Origin of the sequence: Novosphingobium humi, assembly GCF_028607105.1 — a bacterium.
Lineage (GTDB): Bacteria > Pseudomonadota > Alphaproteobacteria > Sphingomonadales > Sphingomonadaceae > Novosphingobium > Novosphingobium humi.
Genome location: NZ_CP117418.1, coordinates 1,066,839 through 1,087,306 on the forward strand (window position 1 = coordinate 1,066,839; position 20,468 = coordinate 1,087,306).

At 64.6% G+C, this 20,468-nt stretch carries 16 protein-coding genes; 10 read left to right on the plus strand and 6 right to left on the minus strand.

The window, feature by feature from the left end; translation table 11 throughout:
* Positions 1-7: 7 nt before the first annotated feature.
* Together PQ457_RS20620 and PQ457_RS20625 are read right to left on the minus strand one after the other, a co-directional pair.
* Complete coding sequence (locus PQ457_RS20620; protein WP_273619676.1) at positions 8-712, minus strand: response regulator transcription factor; 705 nt, start codon at positions 710-712, stop codon at positions 8-10.
* Positions 705-2,555: a PAS domain S-box protein gene (locus PQ457_RS20625; RefSeq protein ID WP_273619677.1), complete on the minus strand. Its 1,851-nt coding sequence runs from the start codon at positions 2,553-2,555 to the stop codon at positions 705-707. Before PQ457_RS20625 ends, PQ457_RS20620 begins: the two co-directional genes overlap by 8 nt.
* 794 nt (positions 2,556-3,349) lie before the next feature.
* On the opposite strand from PQ457_RS20625, the gene PQ457_RS20630 reads away from it, so the two are divergent.
* From PQ457_RS20630 to PQ457_RS20640, 3 genes are all read left to right on the plus strand, one after another.
* Positions 3,350-4,852 (plus strand): CYTH and CHAD domain-containing protein, encoded by a 1,503-nt coding sequence (locus PQ457_RS20630; protein ID WP_273619678.1) that lies wholly within the window; start codon positions 3,350-3,352, stop codon positions 4,850-4,852.
* Positions 4,853-5,065: 213 nt separating this feature from the next.
* Positions 5,066-6,853, plus strand: a complete 1,788-nt coding sequence (locus PQ457_RS20635; protein WP_273619679.1) for a PAS domain S-box protein — start codon at positions 5,066-5,068, stop codon at positions 6,851-6,853.
* A gap of 131 nt (positions 6,854-6,984) precedes the next feature.
* On the plus strand, positions 6,985-7,542 hold the full coding sequence (locus PQ457_RS20640; RefSeq protein WP_273619680.1) for an RcnB family protein: 558 nt from the start codon (positions 6,985-6,987) through the stop codon (positions 7,540-7,542).
* A gap of 22 nt (positions 7,543-7,564) precedes the next feature.
* On the opposite strand, the gene PQ457_RS20645 is transcribed toward PQ457_RS20640, so the two are convergent.
* Both PQ457_RS20645 and PQ457_RS20650 read right to left on the minus strand, forming a co-directional pair.
* On the minus strand, positions 7,565-8,239 hold the full coding sequence (locus tag PQ457_RS20645) for a dienelactone hydrolase family protein (protein WP_273619681.1): 675 nt from the start codon (positions 8,237-8,239) through the stop codon (positions 7,565-7,567).
* Between the two features lie 109 nt (positions 8,240-8,348).
* Positions 8,349-8,696, minus strand: a complete 348-nt coding sequence (locus PQ457_RS20650) for a response regulator (protein ID WP_273619682.1) — start codon at positions 8,694-8,696, stop codon at positions 8,349-8,351.
* Between the two features lie 498 nt (positions 8,697-9,194).
* Between PQ457_RS20650 and PQ457_RS20655 the strand changes: the two genes are divergently transcribed.
* Together PQ457_RS20655 and PQ457_RS20660 are read left to right on the plus strand one after the other, a co-directional pair.
* A complete protein-coding gene (locus PQ457_RS20655) occupies positions 9,195-9,569 on the plus strand; it encodes a hypothetical protein (protein WP_273619683.1) in 375 nt (124 codons plus the stop codon).
* A gap of 156 nt (positions 9,570-9,725) precedes the next feature.
* Positions 9,726-10,847, plus strand: coding sequence for an OmpA family protein (locus PQ457_RS20660; RefSeq protein ID WP_273619684.1), 1,122 nt, complete (start codon positions 9,726-9,728; stop codon positions 10,845-10,847).
* Positions 10,848-10,936: 89 nt separating this feature from the next.
* On the opposite strand, the gene PQ457_RS20665 is transcribed toward PQ457_RS20660, so the two are convergent.
* The gene (locus PQ457_RS20665; protein ID WP_273619685.1) at positions 10,937-12,118 is read right to left on the minus strand and encodes a histidine-type phosphatase; all 1,182 of its coding nucleotides are present in this window, start codon (positions 12,116-12,118) and stop codon (positions 10,937-10,939) included.
* Entirely contained in the window at positions 12,118-12,252 is a 135-nt protein-coding gene (locus tag PQ457_RS20670) for a hypothetical protein (RefSeq protein ID WP_273619686.1), read from the minus strand. The genes PQ457_RS20665 and PQ457_RS20670 overlap by 1 nt, the downstream gene beginning before the upstream one ends.
* Positions 12,253-12,438: 186 nt before the next feature.
* Here PQ457_RS20670 and PQ457_RS20675 point away from each other — a divergent pair, with 186 nt between their 5' ends.
* The 5 genes from PQ457_RS20675 (at position 12,439) to PQ457_RS20695 (ending at position 20,419) form a co-directional block, all read left to right on the plus strand.
* Positions 12,439-13,287: an RMD1 family protein gene (locus PQ457_RS20675; protein ID WP_273619687.1), complete on the plus strand. Its 849-nt coding sequence runs from the start codon at positions 12,439-12,441 to the stop codon at positions 13,285-13,287.
* 142 nt (positions 13,288-13,429) lie between these two features.
* The gene (locus tag PQ457_RS20680) at positions 13,430-16,186 is read left to right on the plus strand and encodes a TonB-dependent receptor (RefSeq protein ID WP_273619688.1); all 2,757 of its coding nucleotides are present in this window, start codon (positions 13,430-13,432) and stop codon (positions 16,184-16,186) included.
* Positions 16,187-16,301: 115 nt separating this feature from the next.
* Positions 16,302-16,877, plus strand: a complete 576-nt coding sequence (locus PQ457_RS20685; RefSeq protein ID WP_273619689.1) for an RNA polymerase sigma factor — start codon at positions 16,302-16,304, stop codon at positions 16,875-16,877.
* Positions 16,874-17,830: a FecR family protein gene (locus tag PQ457_RS20690; protein ID WP_273619690.1), complete on the plus strand. Its 957-nt coding sequence runs from the start codon at positions 16,874-16,876 to the stop codon at positions 17,828-17,830. Before PQ457_RS20685 ends, PQ457_RS20690 begins: the two co-directional genes overlap by 4 nt.
* Entirely contained in the window at positions 17,831-20,419 is a 2,589-nt protein-coding gene (locus PQ457_RS20695) for a TonB-dependent receptor (RefSeq protein WP_273619691.1), read from the plus strand.
* Positions 20,420-20,468 lie beyond the last annotated feature (49 nt).

The following is a 20,468-nucleotide window of genomic DNA, read 5'->3' on the forward strand; positions in this document are numbered from 1 at the left end:
ACCGCGTTCAGCGGTCATGAAACGCCTCGGAAGCCGCCGCCCGAACCGGCGCAAGCCCCCGTTTTGTGGCGATCCGATAGGTCCTTTGCCACACGTCATCCGACCCCAGCCCTGCGGCAAAGGCAATCCGCAGCGTATCGGCAAAATTGGTCAGATCCAGCTTGCTCATCAGATTGGCGCGGTACACCTCGACCGTCCTGACGCTGATGCCCAGATCAAAAGCGATGGTTTTGTTGGGATAGCCGCAGGCAAGGCCGTCCAACACCTGCCGCTCGCGCTCGGTCAGGCCCGCGATCCGCGTTTTGGCCAAAAGTTGCTGTTCCGCGCGCGTTTCGCGATCCTGCATATAGCTGAAACCGCTGCGGATCGCCTGAAGCAGCTTTTCACGGTCGCAGGGTTTTTCGAGAAAATCGATCGCCCCGGCCTTCATCGCCCGCACCGACAAAGGCACATCGCCATGCCCTGTCAGCATGATGACCGGAAAATCCAGCCCCTCGCGGGCCATGCGCGCCTGAACCTCGAGCCCGTCGATCCCGACCATGCGGATGTCGAGCAGAACGCAGCCGCGCGCCTCGCGCGAGACGCCTTTGAGAAAACTCTCGCCATCGGGCCAGCGTTCGACCGCATAACCGGCGTTGCGCAAGAGAAAATCAAGCGATCGCCGCATGGAATCCTCATCATCTACAACATGAACGATCTGCCTCTCAGTCATTGTTGAACTCCTCCGGACCCCGTATCACCATCGGAACTGTGAAATGAAACGCGGTTCCCCCTTCCGGCACGGCCTCGTGCCAGAGGATGCCGCCATGGGCTTCGACAATCGCGCGGCAAATCGACAGGCCAAGCCCCATGCCCGTCGATTTGGTCGTGGAAAAAGGATCGAACAGGGCGCCGGCAATGTCGGGGGCAATGCCGGGGCCATTGTCGATCACGGAAATCCGCATCATGTCCCACTGCTCGGTGGCGGTGATGGTGATGGAGCCATGGACCCCCACCGCCTCGACCGCGTTGCGCAACAGGTTGACCAGCACCTGCTGGATCTGGACCCGGTCGATCAGCACCGGTTTGACATCATCGGGCATGATCACGCGGCATGCGATATTGGCATGCGCGCTGCCGGCCATAACCAGAGCGCAGGACTGTCTGGCCAGGACATCGGGCTGTTCGCGGCTGAGCGCCAATTCGCCGCGCGCGATGAATTCGCGCAGGCGCTGGACAATGGCGCCCGCGCGCAACGCCTCCTGTCCGGCCGCGGCCAGCGCATCGCCCATCGCTCCTGCCGCTCCGCTCTCGCCCTGTTCGGCCATCTGGGCGCAGGCCTGAACATAATTGGTGATCGCGGCCAGCGGCTGGTTGAGATCATGGGCCAGCGCCGTCGCCATCGTGCCCACCGCCCAGATGCGCGCGAGGCGGGACAACTCATTCTGCAATTCGCGCAGTTGCGCATCGGCCCGCTCGCGCCGTGTCAGATCGCGCATGAAGCCGGTGAACACCCGCCGGGTGCCCAGCTTGGCCTCGCCCACGGCCAGTTCGAGGGGCAATGTCGAGCCATCCTTGCGCCGCCCGATCACCCGGCGCGAATGGCCCACTACATGCCCATGCCCCGTTGCCCCATATCGGGCCAGATCATCGCCATGACGCATCGCATCGGCCTCGACCATCAGGATGCCGACATCATGGCCCAGCACCTCGGGCACGGTATATCCGAAAAGCTTCTCGGCCGCCGCGCTGAAGGACTGGATCGCGCCCGTTTCGTCGATCACGACCATCGCATCCGGAATGGTTTCCAGAATCAGACGCATCTGGGTTTCATTGGCCGCGATCATGCGCCGCCATTCGGCCTCGTCGGTGATGTCATGCACCACCCGGCCAAAGCCGATCAGCACGCCATGTTCATCGCGGATGCGGCAGAGCGTGGCATCGGCCAGAAAGTGGCTGCCGTCCTTGCGCAACTGCAGCGAGCGATCGCGGAACGAACCTTCGCGCGCAGCCCTGGACAGTTGCATGCGCGGCCGTCCGGCGGCATTGTCGAGCGCATCGAACAGGCGCTCGTAATGGCGGCCCAGCATTTCCTCCTCATGCCAGCCAAACAGGCGCCGCGCCCCGTCATTCCACATCGACACCCGCCCTTCCGGGTCCAGCATGTAGATCGCGTAATCCTGCACATTGTCGATCAGCAGATCGAGTTGCCGTTTGACGGCGCGCGCGCGCTCGTCATTTTCCACGATGCCGGTCAGCTTTTGCGTAAAGAGCATCACGCCGCCAATCCCGCCTTCGGGCAAGTGCCAGGGAACGATCTCCCACTGGATCCAGTCGGATGAGCCGTCGCCGCGCTTGAAGCGTTCCAGATCGCAATGCAGCGTTTCACCGGCCAGCGCGCGGCGGTGGATATCGCGCCATTGATCGTCGGTTTGGGGAAAAACGGCGTAATAGGAGCGCCCGATTACCGACTGTCCTTCCAGATCATAATCGGCCAGCCAGCGCCGGCTGCAGGCGATAAGGCACATGTCGCGGTCAAACATCGCCACGGCGGCGGGAACATGTTCAAGAAACAACGCCCACGTAGGTCTCGCAATCTCAAGGTTTCCCAAAACCATCCGCTGCCCCCCCGCTTTTTCTCCGAGGCCCGTTCGTCCGGGCTTTTCGAGCAATCTCCACCTTCATTTTCAAAGACGCCGCCCCAGCCGGACAATCGGGGCCTCCTCAAGCGCCGATCAACCGAATGCGGATATAACCGGTGAAACGCGGAGGGGCGTAAGGCTATCCGTATTAATGCTAGGTTCAATCAATAGTAGAATTAACCATCAAGGTCCAGATTCATCGCAGCGCCTATCCTTTGCGGATCGCAACAGGGCGTGTTCTTTGGCAATCCATGCACGCTGCCATCAAGTTGATGAGCAACAAAATCTTATTTTTCATCCATTTTCCATCTTGAGCCCCGGCGCTGACATCATGAATCCCGACAAGATGATCTATCCGCTTATCGGATATCGCCTCAGCGCCGCGCGAAAAGCGTCAGTAGTCAAAGTGGGACATTGCAACAAAATTTTCTGCCGCCGTTGACCGCCCGATGCCCGCTTTTGCGCCCCTCGTATGTTTGCGGATCGCTCCGCATGATAGGGCCGGGCACATTGCGTGCGGCAGGTAATTCGTATCGCCCCCACCCCCGCCGCCATGCGGATTGCCTGCTACCGCTCGACCGCCAACGGCTTTCCTCGCCCAAAGCCGGCCCCCACAGGATCCTGTCGCGGATGGGGTTCTTAAGGACAAATCGGCTGTTATTTGAAAGGCATGTGCAGGCGCGACCCTACGAGACGGCTGCCCCGTTCCCGAGATTGCGAAACCATCCATGAAAAACGCCCCTGTCGAGATCGAGATCAAACTATGCGCGACGCCTGCCATGCTGGCGGATCTGCAAAGCCACCCTCGCCTCGCCGGAAAGGGGCGCAGCGCGCAATTCATCAGCACCTATTTCGACACCAAGGACAGGTTGCTGGAACAGGCCGGAGTCAGCCTGCGCATCCGGTCCGCTTCGGGCAAGAACGAGCAGACGGCCAAGGCCATGTCGCTGCCCTGCGGCACGGTGCATCGCGAGGAATGGACGACCCCGCTCACCGGAAAATTGCCGCAAATTGAACGCTTTCCCGATCCGATCCGCGCGCGACTGCACCACATTCTGGGTCTGGCCACCATCGCCCCCACCTCGATCAGCCAGATCAAGCGGCTGCGGCGATCCGTGACGGCGGGCGACTCGGTGCTGGAGGCGGATTTCGATACCGGCACCCTGCGCGCCGGGGATCAGGTCGAAACGGTGTGCGAGCTGGAACTGGAACTCGTCGAGGGACGGCTGCCGGATCTGCTGCTGTTGGCGCTTGACCTGCCGCTTGGCCCCGATCTGCAATGGTCGGTGGTCAGCAAGTCGAAACGATGCGCATGGCGCAGCGCCGCGGCCGACCATCTGGCAAGGGCCGCACAGCCCCCCGTCTTGTCCAAGGCCATGAATGTGGCGGCGGGTTTTCGCGCGATCGGCTGGAATTGCCTGTATCAATTGCTGGCCAATTATCCCTTGGTGATCGCCACCGGTCATCCCGAAGCGGTCCACCAATGCCGCATCGCTATCCGCAGGATGCGGATTGCCTTCAGGATTTTCAGGCCATGCCTGCCCGAAGCGCAGAGACCGCGCCTGAACGCCGGCATCAAAGCGGCAGGGCGCATTCTGGGCCGCGCGCGCGATCTGCATGTCCTGCAACAACGGCTGCGGGACGCCGATGGCTTTGCCGGATCGCAGGCCGTGCTGGCCGCTGTCGAACGCGCGCTCGCCCAGGCCACGCATCAGGCCGGAGACATGCTGGCATCATCCGCGTTTCAGCGCCTGCTGTTTGAAACCGCGCATGCGATCGAGGTCGACCATGGACCGGACCAGACCGGCGACGGGCCGCTGCGCCCCTTTGCGGCCGACATCCTGTCGCAGCGCCACGCGCCATTGCTGGACGCTGATCCGCGACTCGACCGATTAAGCAGGCGCGAAATCCATCGCCTGCGCATTCAAGCCAAGGAATTGCGCTATTCCTGCGCCTTTTTCCGCTCACTTTGGCCCCGTTCGGGCGGCAAAACCTTCACCTCCCGCCTCGAAGAGTTGCAGGACAGGCTGGGCCGACTCCACGATCTGGCGGTCGCATCGCGGGCTGCCGATTTGCTGTCCCCCGAGTCGGACCCCATTTTGGCCGCCCAAATCGCAGCGGACCTCGAATGCATGCTGCGCGCGGATGGCGTGAATCGCAAAAAGCTGTTGCGGCAGGCCGAGGATGCCTTGACCGATTGGCGCAGGGCGCGGCGGTGGTGGATGGCGTAATTCCGCAGCGATAGAGGCGCCCTGTCCTGTTTCGATCCACCATGTCCGGGCGCGGCATTGATACAATTCCGAAACGGATGTAAATTTCACCGAAATGGACGGAAACGCTGCGCCCTGTTCACCGCATGGCCCGGCCCATCGGGGGACGATGCTGTCGCAATGGGAGGATGGGACAACTCAGTCCGGTTTCGCTATGGCATAGCGGTCATCGGCGTGCTCTTCGCGGCTGCGCTGCGCGCGATCATGGACCCGTTCATCGGCGAGAGGGCCGCCTATACGCCCTTTACGCTGGTGGTGCTGATCACGGTGCTGTGGTGCGGGCCGGGCGCCGCGATCATGGCCAGCCTGCTCTCACTGGGCTTTGGTTTCCTTTTTGCGCAGAATGAAAGCGTGGGGCTGGGCGAGATTGCCCAGTCGGTGGTGTTTCTGGTCACGGCGGGCGGGATCATCACGGTGGGCGAAATCGCCAACACGCTGCGCCGCGAACTCATCCGCAGCCATCAGGAGGCGCAAAAACGCGCCGCGCAATTCGCGCTGGCCGCCGAAGAGCTCAACCTGCTGATCGACGGCTCGCCCGGTCTGGCGATCTATATGCTCGACCCCTACGGGCGCATCACGATCTGGAACAAGGGGGCCGAGCGGCTCCTTGGCTGGAGGGAGGAGGAGGTTCTGGGCGCGGATGCCTCGATCCTCTATCCCGCCACGGACAAGTGTCAGGTCGATCTGTCGCTGGCCCGCAGCGAAGGGCGCATCGAAGGCGAAGGCCTGCGTCAGCGCAAGGACGGCACCACCTTTCTGGCCTCCCATTCGATCACCACGCTTTACGACGAACAGGGCAAACTGCGCGGATTTGCCAAGATCGTGTCCGACATCACGCAGCGGCGGGCCGATGAAAAGGCCCTGATGGCGCGCGAGAGCCTGCTGACGTCAATCATTTCCACCGTGCCCGACGCCATGGTGGTGATCGATGCCTGCGGGGTGGTCCTTTCCTTCAGCGATGCGGCCCAGACGCTGTTCGGTTATGATGCCTGCGAAGTCATCGGGCGCAATATCAGCATGTTGATGCCCGCCCCCGATTCCCATCGCCATGACCTTTATCTGCGCCGCTATCTGGAGACCGGCGAAAAGCGGATCATCGGCAAGGGCCGCATGGTTTTCGCCCAGCGCAAGGACGGCACCACCTTTCCCGTCGCCCTCTCCATCGGCGAGGCGCGCGATGGCGAACAGCATATTTTCACCGGCTTCCTTCAGGATCTGACCGAGCGGCATCAGGTGCAGGAACGCCTCGAAACGCTGCAATCGGAACTGATCCATGTGGCAAGGGTCAGCGCGATGGGGGCGATGGCCTCGACGCTGGCCCATGAACTCAATCAGCCCATCGCCGCCGTGGTCAATTATGTTCAGTCCGCGCATAACCTGATGGGCGGGCCGCAGGACTGGGATCTGGCCGCAATGCGCGAGGCGCTGGATGATGCGGCCCGCAACGCCCTGCGCGCGGGCCAGATCGTGCGGCGCCTGCGCGCTTTCGTGACGCTGGGTACGATCGAACGCACGGTCGAAACGCTGTCGGCGCTGATCAACGAGGCCTGCGTGCTGGCGCTGATGGGCGCGCGCGAACAGGGCATCCACACCTATTTCGAACTGGGCCCCGAGGCGCTGGCGGTGCTGGTCGACCGGATCCAGATCCAGCAGGTGATGGTCAATCTCATCCGCAATGCCTGCGAGGCCATGACCGACAGTCCCGAAAGGCGCCTGCGGATCGAGACGCATCCCTACGGCACCGACTTTGTCCGCGTCACGATCAGCGATTCGGGCACCGGCATTCCCACCGGCATGCATGACCAGCTGTTCAAGGCCTTTTACAGCACCAAGCAGGACGGCATGGGGCTGGGCCTCTCGATATGCCGCACGATCATCGAGGCGCATGAGGGCAAGATCTGGCTGGAAACCCGCGCAGGGCGCGGCACCAGCTTTCATTTCACCCTGCCGCGCGCCAAATAAAAGCGCCGGTTTTCCGGCCGCCTATCGGGGACATTCCCAATATCCCCCACCTCCGTTCTTGGGCAGTCTGATGCGACACAATGTTTGTGGACGCACCAGCCCAATAGGCCAACCCGATAGGAATGCCTGCGATGAAACAGCCTTTATCCATCATCATGTCCGGGCCGGAGCGCGATCTGCGACCGGAAGGGGTTTCGCTCTATTCCTTCGCGCTGGCCTTTGGGCTGATGCTGTTTTCCGGCCCGCTCTGGGCGCAGCCGCCGCGCGGCGAGACCTATCGGCCCGCCATCCCCGCGCCGCCCCCGCCGCCATCCACGGTTGAACCGAGCCGCCCGGCGCCGCAAAGAAACAATGAGGCCTGCTGTCATCAGACGATGACGCCGCCCATTACTTCGGAAAGCCATGCCGGGATCTCGCCGCGCACGACCTATACTTCACAATCCCCATCCACTTGGGCCACGAGTTCGACCTACAGCCCTCCCCCCGGATTTCATTATCAGCTCTGGGCGGTGGGCAATGTCCTGCCCCGGGCCTATTGGGCGCGCGGTTATTGGGTCGAAAATTACTGGATGTTCGCGCTAAGAACGCCGCCATGGGAATGTGTCTGGGTGCGCTACGGCAATGATGCGCTGCTGGTGAACCGGCGCAATGGGGCCATTGTTCAGATCCTGCGCCACACGTTCCGCTGAGCCATCAGGACCTTGAGGCCGGTCACAGCTTCTCCCCAAGGTGATGGCGGAACCAGATGCTGGCCAGCGTCACCACCTGTTCAAGCGTGTCGGTCTCATCAAGGCAATAGCCAGCCCGGGGAATGATCTGGATGTCCCGCTTGCAGCGCATCCTGTTGAAGGCAAAAAGGTTGAGATCGGCCACTGCCTCGTCATCCCCGCCCACGATCAGCAGGCTGGGCGCCGTCACACGCGAAAGGGCGCGCGCTCCGGCAAGATCGGGGCGCCCCCCGCGCGATACGATGGCGGCAATGCGCCCGTCCTGCGCCCCGGCGCGAAAGGCTGCGGCTGCGCCCGTGCTGGCGCCGAAATAGCAGGGCAGGAGATGGCGCGTATCGGGCTGAAGCGCGGCCCAATCGGTGGCAAGGCGCAGGCGATAGGCCAGCAGGTCAATGTTGAAGACCAGCCTGCGGTCCTCTTCCTCCTCAACCGTCAACAGATCGAGCAGCAGCGTGGCCAGCCCATCGGCGCGCAGGCGGGCGGCCACATGATTGTTGCGCAGGCTGAAACGCGCGCTGCCCCCGCCATGGGCGAAAATGACAAGGCCGCGCGCCAGAACAGGCACATGCAGCGTCGCCTCCAGCACAAGTCCGGCACCGGCGCTGACATAGCGGGGAATGGCCGAAAGCATCACGCCGATCACCATCCGGCCGGCCATGGATACGGCCTGTGTGCAAAGCCTTTGTTCCTGTCGCGACTGTTCATGCGAAAACTCCTCGCCCCCGCGGGTTGTCAATTCCATGACAGGCATGAACCCGACGGATGGATCAGCCGGTATTGGCCAGTTCCACCGCCGCCTCGATTTCGTTGAGCAAAAAGGGGCCGACCAGCGCCTCCTGCTGTTCAAGGCGCTCTCTGGCGCGGGCATAATCGCCCGTCACCATCAACACCGGCACCTCGTGATGGTCGGTGATCCGCCGCGCCGCCTCGACCGCGCATCCGGTTTCGACATCATCGCCAATGACGATCAGATCCGGCCTGTGGCGCCCGGCTGCGGCCAGAGCCTGCTGCTGGGTCCAGACAAGATCGAAGGATTCAAAGCCCAGCATCTCGAGCCTGCGCTGAATGGCGCGGCTGATAAGCATGTTTTCGTCGATGATGAGTGCGTGGCTCATGGCGAGTCCTTTTTGCTGATCATCGTCCATGTGCCAGCAGTCTGGCGCGCGCCGCTCTCCGCAATGTTGCGGATCATTGGCGCAGCGGGTCGATCACCCAGTAATAGTGCGCGCCCTTCTTGGCGATCGGGACTAACGAAAAAAGATCGGCGACTCCGATTTTGGCGGCGGCGGCGCGGCCGTTTCCGAACCGCCACCGTCCAGACCAGAAGGCAAACCGGACATGCCCCGCCGACTTTCCAAAGCATGGTGAATATTTAGCCGCCGCCCTGCGGGCCGGGCCGGGCATCCGGCCGCCAAGGTTAACTACGTACTATCCCTTAGGATGAAAAACTTATTACTTCCCTTCGAGAAACGCCTATTTTCCAGACATCGGTCGAAAAATAAACAAATCGATCACGATCAGAAAAAAATCTCAAATTTCAGAAATTCCCAACAGGGGATGAAGCGGGTAGCGCGCCATCCGCAATAATGGCGTGCAAATATGGAGAATACCTCATGCGTATTTACTATGTACTTGCTGTGGGCGCAAGCCTGGCCTTCGTTGCCCCTGCCATGGCACAGTCGGGCGTCGGCGCGGGCAGCATCTCGGTGACCTCCGTGGGCGCCGGCAGCTCGACCTCCTGCGGCGGCTCGCATTGCGGTGCGATGGCGGGCGGCGCGGTGCTGGCTGGCGGTGAAGCAGGTTCGTCGGCCTCGCTGTCCAACCATCATGGCACGACCACGACCACGACCTCGTCGGGCAGCATGGGCGGCGTGGTGCAGGGCGGCGGCTCGTCGACCAGCGGCTATCATGGCACGGCCAGCCAGACCAGCGGCGCGGTGGGCCTCTATGGCGCCGGTGCGATCGCTTACAGCAGCGGCCACCACTAAGTCTGAACGATGCAGCGGGGGAGGATTTGGCTCCTCCCCCGCTGTGCGATGTTCGCTCGAGCAGGGGGGCAAGCAGCCTGCCCGATCATCGTCCGCTTGCTTTCATGGGGGATCCGGCGGCGCCAGGCGCTCGGAGCCACAGTCAGGAGGATCACTATGCATAGGCTCTGGACAGCAATCAGCACCGTCGCACTGATCAGCGGTGCTATCCATCCAACCATGGCGCTGGCGCAGACCAGCACCTCGACATCGGGTTCGAACGCCGGGGCGGTTTCGGGTTCGGATGCCGCCGCCAATGCCAATCCGGTTCAGAACACCACCACCACATCGGGGTCCGTGTCAGGATCGACCTCAGGCGCCAATTCCAATTCCAATTCGGTGTCCAATCCGATCAACATCACGAGCACCAATTCCACCTCTGGGTCAAGTTCCAACGCGACCACCAGTTCGAGTTCCTCGAACCAGTCGACCAACCAGTCGACCCAAGGCAACAGCCAGACCATCAACAACAATTCGGTCTATCCGGCCAATCAGACGATCAAGACCGCACCGGCCGTCATGGCCCCCGCGCTGACCACCACGCTGACGGAAACCTGCATGGGTTCCAGTTCGATGGGCGTCTCGGTGCTGGGCTTTGGCGCATCGGGCGGCACGACATGGCAGGACCATCATTGCGTGCGTCGCTTGAACGCCCGCGAATTGGCCCAGACCATCGGCGACCGTGATGCCGCGCGCGAATTGATGTGCTCGGACGAGGAAGTCTTCAAGGTTTACAACGCCCTTGGGCGGCCCTGCCGCCTGCGCCCGGATGGTTCGGTCAACCCGGCCTATGTCGCGCCCCCTCCTCCTCCGCCGCCCAGCATGGCCTATTCGCCGGTAGCCGCAGTTGAAAATCCCGGTCCCTATCTGGTCTTCTTCGACTGGAACCGGGCCGACATCACCAGCGAGGCCGCAGCAACGCTGGACAAGGCCACCAGTTCCTATCAGCAGACCGGCTATGCCAGCCTGCAACTGGCCGGCCATACCGACAGCAGCGGCTCGGAGGCCTATAACAAGGAACTTTCGCTGCGCCGGGCTGAATCGGTCAAGGCCTATCTGAGCGGCCATGGCATCCCGCGCGAGGTCATGAGCGTTCAGGGCTTCGGCGCGAGTTCGCCGCGGGTGCCCACCGCGCCGGGCGTGCGCGAGGCGCAGAACCGCCGGGTCGAGATCACCTTCGTGGGCGCTCCTGCGGCGCATCCGGAAAAGCCCGCCTCGGCACCTACGGAAAACCACTGAGGCATCGGGCCGACCCTGTCGGCATTGGGGGGAGCAGTCCATCGCGCGATGGGCTGCTCCCCCAGACCTATAAGGGCCGCCCGCCGGGCTTACGGCTCCAGCGCGCCCAGAACCTCGCCCAGCGGGCAAAGGCCGCCCCGAACCGGATGACGGCAGACCCCGATATCCATCGGCTGACGCCGGGCCGCGCCCTTGCCGCTGCGCATCGCCTCCAGCGATTGCGAGCGATAGACGGCCCGGACCAGACGCCGCCCCGAAGGCATCCGCAGCACCTCCAGCACGATGGCCCCGCCCGGCGCGGGATCATCGGCGGCCAGCCCCTCAACCCGCCAGTGCAGGCCCAGCACCCCGGCCAGATTGGCAATATTCGTGTCATGCCCAAGGATCAGCGTCAGCCCGACGCGCCCTTGCAGCCCCTCGCGCAGGACCGGCGTCAATCCTGCCAGATTGGGCGCCGCAATCGGCCGAGGGCGGGCCAGCAGCCGGAATTCCTCGGCATGGAAGGTGGAAAGCGCGGCAATATCGCCCGCCCCGGCCCGGCCCCAGCCGACCTCACCCATCGGCTTGCCATCGGCATATTCCAGCAGCAGGATCTGCGCGGCGGTCGAGGCCCGGTCGAGCATGCCCGACAATTTGGGGCGGATCTGCTCGGTGGCGGGGCGGATCTGCGTGGGCTCGGCCCCAAGGCCGCAGGGCGTCGCGCCGCCGCACAGGATCGCGTTTAACCGGCCATAGAGCGGGGCCATGGCGCGGTCGATCCCGGCCAGACCCTGCGGCCCCACCGCCTGTTCGACCGCGCCCGCCGCCGCGACCGGATCAATCCGCGACAGCCCTGCCGAAAGCGGGCCAAAGCGCGGATCGGCCTGATCCTGCGGCAAATGGTCGACGACAGGCGCGCATGAGGTCAGCGCCCCCTTGGCCCAGTGCCGGGCGGTGGCGATGGTGCGTTGGTCGCTGTCGGCCACGATATGGACCCGCCCCGCATCCGGGCATCGCGCGGCGGGCAACACGCCGATCCGCCGCAGCCACGCGCCATCCTGCGCGCCAAGCCGCTCCACCGCTTCGCCCCCATGCGCGGTCAGCCAGCCGGGCGGCACATCCCAGCGCGGCCATGGCGCGGCGGCGGTTCCGGCGGGCATGGCGGGGTCCTTGGTGGGCGGACGGATGCCGTGGCGCATCAGCACCACCACGTTTTCCACCACGGGGGCCGCAGCCTGCGAAGGGGCGGCCCATGCCAGTGCCGCAAGGGCGGCGATCTTCATATTGCGCATCAATCCTGTTTCCCGGTTTTTAAAGGCACCTGGCCGCCGCCGCGCAGCAGCGTGCCATAGCATTCGCGCCGGACCCGACAGGCCGGGGGCAGGTCGGCCCCGGCTGGACCATCGGCGGGCGGGGCACAGGGCATGGCGCAATCTCCTGACCGCAGCCGCTAGGGCGCTTTTGCGAAAACTTGGTGACAATGCGCCTTCCGCTCTATCCCCAATGGAAAGAGCGGCGCGGACCGGGATATAAATCCGCGCCGGCCGCAGGAAGTGTTATATTCCGGCCCTATCCTTGCACCAGTTTTCGCAGATCCCGACGGGAAAACAGCATGATCGCCAACGCTGACGAGTTTCCGACCTCATCCTCCGGCTATCTGGGCCATCCCGATTTCGTGATGCTGGGCGCGCTGCCCACCTCCGGGCGGCTGGTGGCCAGCGCAAGAGTGTTGGCCGGGCGCATCGACACGCGCGCGCTGGTCGAGGACAATCGCCGCCTGCCGCCATGGGCGGGCGAGGGGCTGACCTTTGTGTTCCGCTATGGCGCGGTGGTGTCGATCACGGCCAAGGGAGAGCCATCGGACCGGATCGATGCGGCGCTGGGCCGCTATCTGCGCGATCCGGCGGGCATGATCGAGGTGGAAACCGCCGAGATCAACCTTACCCGGCACGGCACCGACCGCATCGGCGAGGATGGGCAGATCCTGCTGGCCGATGGGGATGAGGCGCGCCTCACGCTGGTGGCCATCGTGCTGGCGCGCAGCGTGGTGCTGTCGCGCGATGAAGTGCTGGTTTCGCAGGCGTTTGACCGCATCGCCCCGCTGGTGTCCGACCTGCGCGAAACGGGGCGCACGCGCGCGCCGGTGCGCCAGGCGATGCAATTGGTGGGCGAGGTTCTGGCCGCCCGCCACCGGGTCATGGCCAAGGTGCAGGCCGACGAGCGCCCCGATGTCCTATGGGACAATCCAGAACTGGACCGGCTCTACGCCCGGCTGGAGGCCGAACACGAACTGGACGACCGCGCCGAGGTGCTGGAGCGCAAATTCGTGGCACTGGGCGATTTTGCCGAAGTGCTGCTCAACATCATTCAGGACAAGCGGGCCTTCCGGCTGGAACTGGCGATCATCGCCTTGATCGCGTTTGAAATCGTACTGGCACTGTTCAACATGCATTGGCGATAGGGCGCGCCACACCGACCTATATTATTGCAATTTCATGACAATTTCTTGAAATCCGGCGCAATTTATTTTTGCGCGCGCCCTGTCCCCCTTTCCCCGCTCCTTGCGTCTTCCCCAACGTCACTATCGTGCAAGGGGTTTTGCAATGCGTTCGGTTCACCATCTTCCTCGTCCTTCCCAAATGGTCATCGCGGCGGCTCTGGGCCTTGCCCTTATGCCCGCCGCCGCGTCTGCCGAAGAAGCCGCGGCCAAGGAGGCCTCAGCCGATGAGGCGGGCACCATCGTCGTGCGCGGCTTTGGCCAGTCGGTAAAAAATGCCATCGATATCAAGCGCCGCGCCTCGGTATCGCTCGATTCCATTCTGGCCAGCGACATCGCTTCCTTTCCCGACACCAATCTGGCCGAGGCGATTCAGCGCGTGCCAGGCGTGGCCATCACCCGCGATGCGGGCGGCGAAGGACGGCAGGTCTCGCTGCGCGGTTTCACGCCCGATTACACGCTGGTGCGCGTTGCGGGCATGACGGCCATTTCCACCTCAGGTTCGATTGACTCGCGCGGGGGCACATCCAATTCGCGCGCCTTCGATTTCAACCTGTTTGCCTCCGAACTCTTCACCCGCATCGACGTGCGCAAATCGGCCGAAGCCAGCGTCGAGGAAGGCGGCATCGGCGGCACCATCGATCTGCACACCGCCCGCCCGCTCGATTATGCCAAGCCGCGTTTCGCGCTTTCGGGTCAGGGTTTCTACAACAGCTATGCCAAGGATGTGGCGCCGCGCGTGGCGGGCCTTGCCAGTTGGCGCAACGAGGAAGGCACGCTGGGCGCGCTCGTCTCGGTCGCCTATTCACAGCGCAATGTGGTGGAAAAGGGCTTTTCGACCGTGCGCTGGGCCACGGGCGGGTGGAACCTCAACAATGTCTCTCCTTCCGTCGATCCGGCGATCACCTCGCGGCTGAATGCCGGGGCGGCCAATCCCGATACGCTCTATTTCCCGCGCTATCTGCGCTATGATCTCTATGCCATCCGGCAAAAGCGGCTGGGCGTGACGGCGGCCTTCCAGTTCCATCCCAGCAGCGACCTGCAATTCGATCTCGACCTGCTTTATGGCCGTTTGCGCAACACACGCGATGAATATCACCTCGACAGTAATTCGTGGAACAACAGCGGGGCGCTGGGCCGCACCACAGTGTCGGCACTGGGCGTGACGGGCAATCAGATCACCAGCGGCACTTTCGGCAATGTCTGGGTGCGTTCCGACACGGGCCGCTATGAGGCACGCAACGATTATTATCAGGCCGCCTTCAACGCCAAGGCGCGCATCACCGACCGCCTGACCGCCGATGCCCTGATTGGCTATCAGATGGCCCAATATGACAACCAGCGCACCGAGATCTATTACACCCGCGGCGACACGACCCATACCGCCGGCGGATCGGCCCTGAGCTTTGATTTCAGCCAGAACCCCAATCTGCCGGTGCTGACCTATGGTTTCGACATCACCAGCCCGAACAGCTATATCTTCAACCTGCTGCGTTTGCAGACCCAGCATGTTCTGCACAACAATGCCGAGGCCAAGCTCAACCTGCACTTTGACGTCAACGATCACATCAAGCTGCATTTCGGCGGCATCTACACGCGCCAGATGCTGAACCAGCGCTATTACACACTGGATGTGACCAGCGGCGTAGCCAATTCCGCGCCCGCCACGGCGCTGACCACCATGCCTTATAATTATGCCGATGGGCTGGGCGTGTCGGGCCTGCCCGCGACGTGGGCGGCGCCCGATCTCAATAATGCGCGTTCCAGCATGAATGCCGATTCCTATGCCCTTGCCATGGATCAGGCCAGCACCGCGCGGATCATCGAAAAGGTTTCGGGCGGCTATGTCGAGGGCGATTACCGGGGCAGCCTGCTGGGCCATGATCTGCGCGGCAATCTGGGCCTGCGCGTGATGCATACGGCGATCACCTCGCGGGGCTATATCGGCGGACTCTGGGTCTCGCAGGGCAGCGGCTATACCGATCTCCTGCCCTCGCTCAACGCCGTCTGGGGGCTGAGCGACAGGTTCCAGCTGCGCCTTGCCGCCGATCGCAACCTGTCGCGGCCGACGCTGGGCAATCTGATGATCTCCGGCTCGGTCGATGCCAACAACCGCATCATCCGTCAGGGCAATCCCAATCTCAAACCCTTCCGCGCGGATTCGCTCTCGCTCTCGGCCGAATATTACCTCTCGGCCCGCACGCTGCTGGCCGTCACGCCGTTCTACAAGCATATCGAGAGCCTGATCATCAGCAGCTATGATTACCCGACCTATGCCTCGACCGGCCTGCCGCTTGGCCTGCTCAACGTGGCCACGACCAGCAATTCGCCCGGCGATGTCTTTACCCGCCAATGGTATTCGAACGGGCAACAGGCCAATGTGAAGGGCGTCGAACTGACCGCCAATGTCGGTTTCGACTTCCTGCCCGGATTGTTGAAAAACACCGGGCTTCTGGCCAATTACACCTATGCCGACGGCACGGCCACCTATACCAACGCCACCACCGGCAAACCTTTCATGGCCACATTGCCGCAACTGACGCGCCACTCGGCCAATGCGACCATCTATTACACCGATGCGAAATTCGACGCGCGCGTGTCGGTGTCCTACCATGGCCGCTATCTGACCGATCTGCCCGCGGCCAATGCCAATGATCTGGGCGGCTATAATCCGCGCACCCAGATCGACGCATCGCTGCGCTACAACATCACGCCCAATGCGGCGATCACGCTCGATGCGGTCAACCTGAACAATGCGGCCGATTCGCAATATGTCGGCAATGTGGCCGACAATTCGAACCGCGTTTACACCTATCTGAAGAGCGGCCGCTCGCTGATGGTGGGCGCGCGCATCACCATGTAAGGGATAGGGCGGGGCGGTGATGTCCGCCCCGTTTCATACAGTTGAAACACATCCCCGATAGCCGCGCCCCAACAGCGGCATCGGCCCGGAACAGGGGCCGCCAGCAAGGGTCGATATGGCAAGCGGCGCGGACAGATATGGCGCAGGTGACGGCGCGGGCGCTCTGCTCGGGTCGATCACGCATGCCATGGCGCGGTTGCGCCGCTATGTTCACGCGCATATGGCCAACCGCGCCGATGCAGAGGATATTGTGCAGGAAAGTCTGGCCCGAACCCTTCGGCGCGCGGGCGAGGCGGGCCTTGGCGAACAGGGCATCGCCCGCCCCGACCATTACGCCATCGGCATCGCGCGCAATCTGATGGCCGATCATGCCCGCCATGCTGCCATGGCCGGAGAATGCGCGATCGACGAGGCCATGCCCTGCGCCGCCCCCCTGCCCGACCAGCATCTGCAGCACCGCCAGAGGCTGGCCCTGTTCACTGCCACGCTGGAGGCGATGCCCCCGCTGCGCCGCGAGGTGTTCCGCCGCCGTCGCCTGGAAGGGCAGAGCCGCGAGGATATCGCGCAGGCGCTGGGTCTTCAGCCGGAGGCAGTCAAGAAGCATATCAACCGCGCGATGGCGCAACTGGCGCGCGCCCTGTCCGAGGCGGAGACCGATTTGGGCAGGTCCGAGGTGGAGGATGCCCGATGAACGGCCGCGATCCCTATGAGGAGGCCGCCGACTGGCTGGATGACGCCGACAGCTGGGATCATGCCCGCCGGGCCGGTTTCCTCGACTGGCTGGTGCGCGATCCGGCCCATGTCGAGGCGGCCCGCGCGGTCGCGCGGGTGATGGATGATCCGGCCGCGACGCAGGCTTTGCAGGCCTTGCCCGCCTTTCCGGCCAATGACATCGAAACGCCCGGCCGGCGCCATGGCCGGGGGCGTAAGGCGGCGGCCATGGCGGCCGGCGTGGCGGCGCTGGCCCTTGGCCTTGGGGCCGGATGGGGCGCATGGCGCTTGACGCCCGTCGCCCCGCCGCCGCAGCATTTCGCCACCGGCCTTGGTCAGGACATGGCATCGCACCTGTCCGACGGATCGGTGCTGCATCTTGATCCGGCCACCACGCTCGACGTGCGTATGTCACCCGGTGCCCGCCGCCTGCATCTGGCGCAGGGCCGCGCCTTGTTCGAGGTGGCCCATGCGCCCGAAAGGCCCTTTACCGTGGAGAGCGGCCCCATGGCCGTCACCGCCATCGGCACAGTCTTTTCCGTGGACAACAGCCCGGCGGGTCAGGGCCTGCGCGTCGAACAGGGCCGGGTGCGGGTCGTCATCGAGGGGCTGGAGCAGCCGCTGATGGTCGGCGCGGGTCAGGGGCTGATGCTGGACAGGGCCGATCATGTGCTGCGCTTCACCTTTCGCCCCGATCCGGTGCAGGCCGCCGACCCGCAATGGCTGGTGGCCGATCATGAAAGACTCGACGCGCTGGTCGCCCGGCTTCAGCGCCACAGCGCCGCGCCGCTGGTGCTTTCGCCGCAACTGGCCGGTGAACCGATCAGCGGGCGGTACAGAAGCCACGATCCGCTGGGCAGCCTGCGCCTGATCGCGCTGGCGCATGGCTGGCGGGTGATGCCCGATGGCGCGGGCTGGCGCATGACGCCCTGAATGTGGCTGCTGCTGGCCAGCATGGCGGCCGGTGGCGGCGTCGGGATTGGCGGCGTCACGAGTGGCGGGCCGGTCCTGCAACGCGCGGTCCGGGCGGGCCCGGCGGCGCAGGTGCTGGTGGAGGCGGCCGCGGCGGGGGGCGTGGCGATTGCGCTGGACCCGCGCGATGTGGCGGGGCGGCAGTTGCCCGCGCTGCGCCGGGGCGAGGCTTTGCGGCGGGCGCTGGCGCGGATCTGTCCGGCGGCGGGGCTGGTCTGCCGGGTGGAGCCGATGGGCGTGGTGGTACGCCGGGCGCCTGCCCCGCCCCGCCCGCGAGCCGGTCCCACGCCCGCCTCGCCGGCCGAAAGCGTGATCCTGGTCACCGGGCGCCATGGCGCGGGGGTCATGCTGGAAAGCGAACGCTCCTTCTCGCTCTCGCGCCTGTCGCCCGAAAGTCTGCGCCGCTGCCCGCCCCTGACCATGGCCGATATGCTGGTGTCGATCCCCGGCCTGTGGATCGACACCAGCGCGGGCACAAGCGCCAATATCGCCCGGCTGCGCGGCATTCCGATGGACGGCTATACCGCCATGGCGGTTGAGGAGGACGGGCTGCCGATCCAGCACAGCAGCCTGCCATGGACCGACATCGACCAGTTCATGCGGCCCGACATCATGCTGGAAAGCGTCGATTATGTGCGCGGCGGGCCGTCGGGCGTGCTGGCATCCAATGCGCCGGGGGGCGTTCTCGACCTGCATCTGCGCCGCCCGCCCGATCATCCCTCGGGGGAAATGCGCGCTACCGGAACCGATTACGGTCTGGCCCGACTGGACGGCTGGGTGGGCGCGCCCTTGGGGGAATGGCGCAGCATGGCGGGCGGCTATATCGCGCGCGATCCCACGCTGCGCCATATCGCCCAAACGCTGGGCGGCGGCCAGCTCCGCCTGCGCGGCGAGCGCGATCTGCCCCATGGCCGCCTGACCCTGACGGCGCGCTATCAGGATGACGCCAGCCTCAACACATCCTCCTATCCGATGGTGCTGCGCGACGGGCAATGGTCGGCGCTGCCCAGTTTTGACCCAAGGCGGGGGTCATGGTTCGGGCCGGATTTCAACAATGTCCGTTTCATCACAGCCGATGGCGGCGTGATCCGCCCGGTGGGGCGCAACAATCGCAACCGCGCCTTCGACCTGTCCGCCGCGCTGGCCTCGGGGGGATGGACCGCGCGCCTGCGCCTGCGCCGGTCGGATACCCAGCGCAATGCCATCCTGTCGAGCGGGCCGCCCGTGAGCGCGGCCGATTTTGTCGGGGCGCAGGGCGGGCATTACAGCCTGCGCCGCAGCGATGGCGCCTTCCTCTCCCCCGCCGCGCTGGTCGAGGTGGTGCAGCCCGCCAGCGCCGCGGTGCAACTGGATGAAATGATCGTGCAGGTCGAGCGGGCGCAGACATGGGGTTCGCACAATCTGGCGGGCGGCCTCTATACGCTGGTCAACCGCTGGCGCTATCAACGCATCGTGGCGCGGGCGCTGGTCGAGGCGCGATCGCAGGGCCTGCTGGTCGATGCGCTGGACGCGCAGGGCGGCCCCGCCTTGACCGATGGCGGCTATCTTTCGCGCGCTTCTACATGGGAACAGACCACCGGGCGCACCGCAGGCCTTGCCGCCTATGCCAGCGACGAATGGCGGATCGCGCCGGGATGGCGGGTGGATGCGGGGCTGCGCCATGAATGGGAGGTACTGCGCGGCACGGTGGGCATCGCGCGCACTTTGGATCTTTCCACCCCTGCGGGCATCGCCAACCGCGCGGCGCAGATCGACAGCGGGCAGAGCGCCGCCTATGCTGACAGCTTTGCCGCCACCAACGCCACCATCGCCCTGCATTGGCAGGCCCGGCCCGAGCAGCTTGGCCTGTTCGCGCGGGCCAGCATCGGCCATGTCCTGCCCTCGGTCGGCGCCTATCGCACCAGCGCGGCGCCCGCGGCCGCCCATGCGCTCGACGTGGCCGAGGCCGAGGCGGGCGTGGTGCTCACACAGGGGCGCGTCCGGCTGGGGCTGACAGGATTTGCCAACCGGTTTCGCGGGCTGGATGTTTCGGCCAGCATGATCGACGCCGCATCGGGCGCAATCACGCTGGTGCCGCGACAGGCTTCCTCGCACAATCTGGGCATCGAAGCCGAGGCGCGCTGGCCGCTGACCGCTTGGGTGCAGGCACAGGGCGCGATGACATGGCAGCAATCGCGCCTGTCGGATTATCCCGGTTACGACGGCCATGTGCCCCAGCGCGTGCCCGACATCATGCTCCATGGCGCGCTGGACATCTCACCGCCGCGCGGGCCGTGGCATCTGGGGCTGGCGATGACCGCGATGGGGCGGCGCTTTGCCGATGACGCCAACAGCCTGCGGCTGCCGCCCTATGTGGTGATGGGAGTGCAGTTCGGGTGGGATCTGGGCCAAAGGAGCGGGCGGATCGAGGGCGAGATCAGCAATCTGACCGATGCCGTGGCCGTGATGCAGGGCGATGCGATTGCCGGCGATGGCGCGGCGGGGCCCTATGCCGTCGGCCGCGCGCTGGCGGGCCGGACCCTGCGTTTGTCCTATACCGTCGGGCTGTAAAACGCCCCGCGCATAGGACTGCGGTTGCTGCATTGCAGCATTTTGGGGC

Excerpts from the sequence above, each read along its gene's own strand:
- PQ457_RS20670 (WP_273619686.1), bottom strand. The coding sequence starts at position 12,252 with ATGCCCTGTGCCCCGCCCGCCGATGGTCCAGCCGGGGCCGACCTGCCC.
- PQ457_RS20680 (WP_273619688.1), top strand. The coding sequence starts at position 13,430 with ATGCGTTCGGTTCACCATCTTCCTCGTCCTTCCCAAATGGTCATCGCG.
- PQ457_RS20675 (WP_273619687.1), top strand. The coding sequence starts at position 12,439 with ATGATCGCCAACGCTGACGAGTTTCCGACCTCATCCTCCGGCTATCTG.
- PQ457_RS20620 (WP_273619676.1), bottom strand. The coding sequence starts at position 712 with ATGACTGAGAGGCAGATCGTTCATGTTGTAGATGATGAGGATTCCATG.
- PQ457_RS20650 (WP_273619682.1), bottom strand. The coding sequence starts at position 8,696 with ATGAGCCACGCACTCATCATCGACGAAAACATGCTTATCAGCCGCGCC.
- PQ457_RS20645 (WP_273619681.1), bottom strand. The coding sequence starts at position 8,239 with ATGGCCGGCCGGATGGTGATCGGCGTGATGCTTTCGGCCATTCCCCGC.
- PQ457_RS20660 (WP_273619684.1), top strand. The coding sequence starts at position 9,726 with ATGCATAGGCTCTGGACAGCAATCAGCACCGTCGCACTGATCAGCGGT.
- PQ457_RS20685 (WP_273619689.1), top strand. The coding sequence starts at position 16,302 with ATGGCAAGCGGCGCGGACAGATATGGCGCAGGTGACGGCGCGGGCGCT.
- PQ457_RS20695 (WP_273619691.1), top strand. The coding sequence starts at position 17,831 with ATGTGGCTGCTGCTGGCCAGCATGGCGGCCGGTGGCGGCGTCGGGATT.
- PQ457_RS20655 (WP_273619683.1), top strand. The coding sequence starts at position 9,195 with ATGCGTATTTACTATGTACTTGCTGTGGGCGCAAGCCTGGCCTTCGTT.
- PQ457_RS20640 (WP_273619680.1), top strand. The coding sequence starts at position 6,985 with ATGAAACAGCCTTTATCCATCATCATGTCCGGGCCGGAGCGCGATCTG.
- PQ457_RS20665 (WP_273619685.1), bottom strand. The coding sequence starts at position 12,118 with ATGCGCAATATGAAGATCGCCGCCCTTGCGGCACTGGCATGGGCCGCC.
- PQ457_RS20690 (WP_273619690.1), top strand. The coding sequence starts at position 16,874 with ATGAACGGCCGCGATCCCTATGAGGAGGCCGCCGACTGGCTGGATGAC.
- PQ457_RS20630 (WP_273619678.1), top strand. The coding sequence starts at position 3,350 with ATGAAAAACGCCCCTGTCGAGATCGAGATCAAACTATGCGCGACGCCT.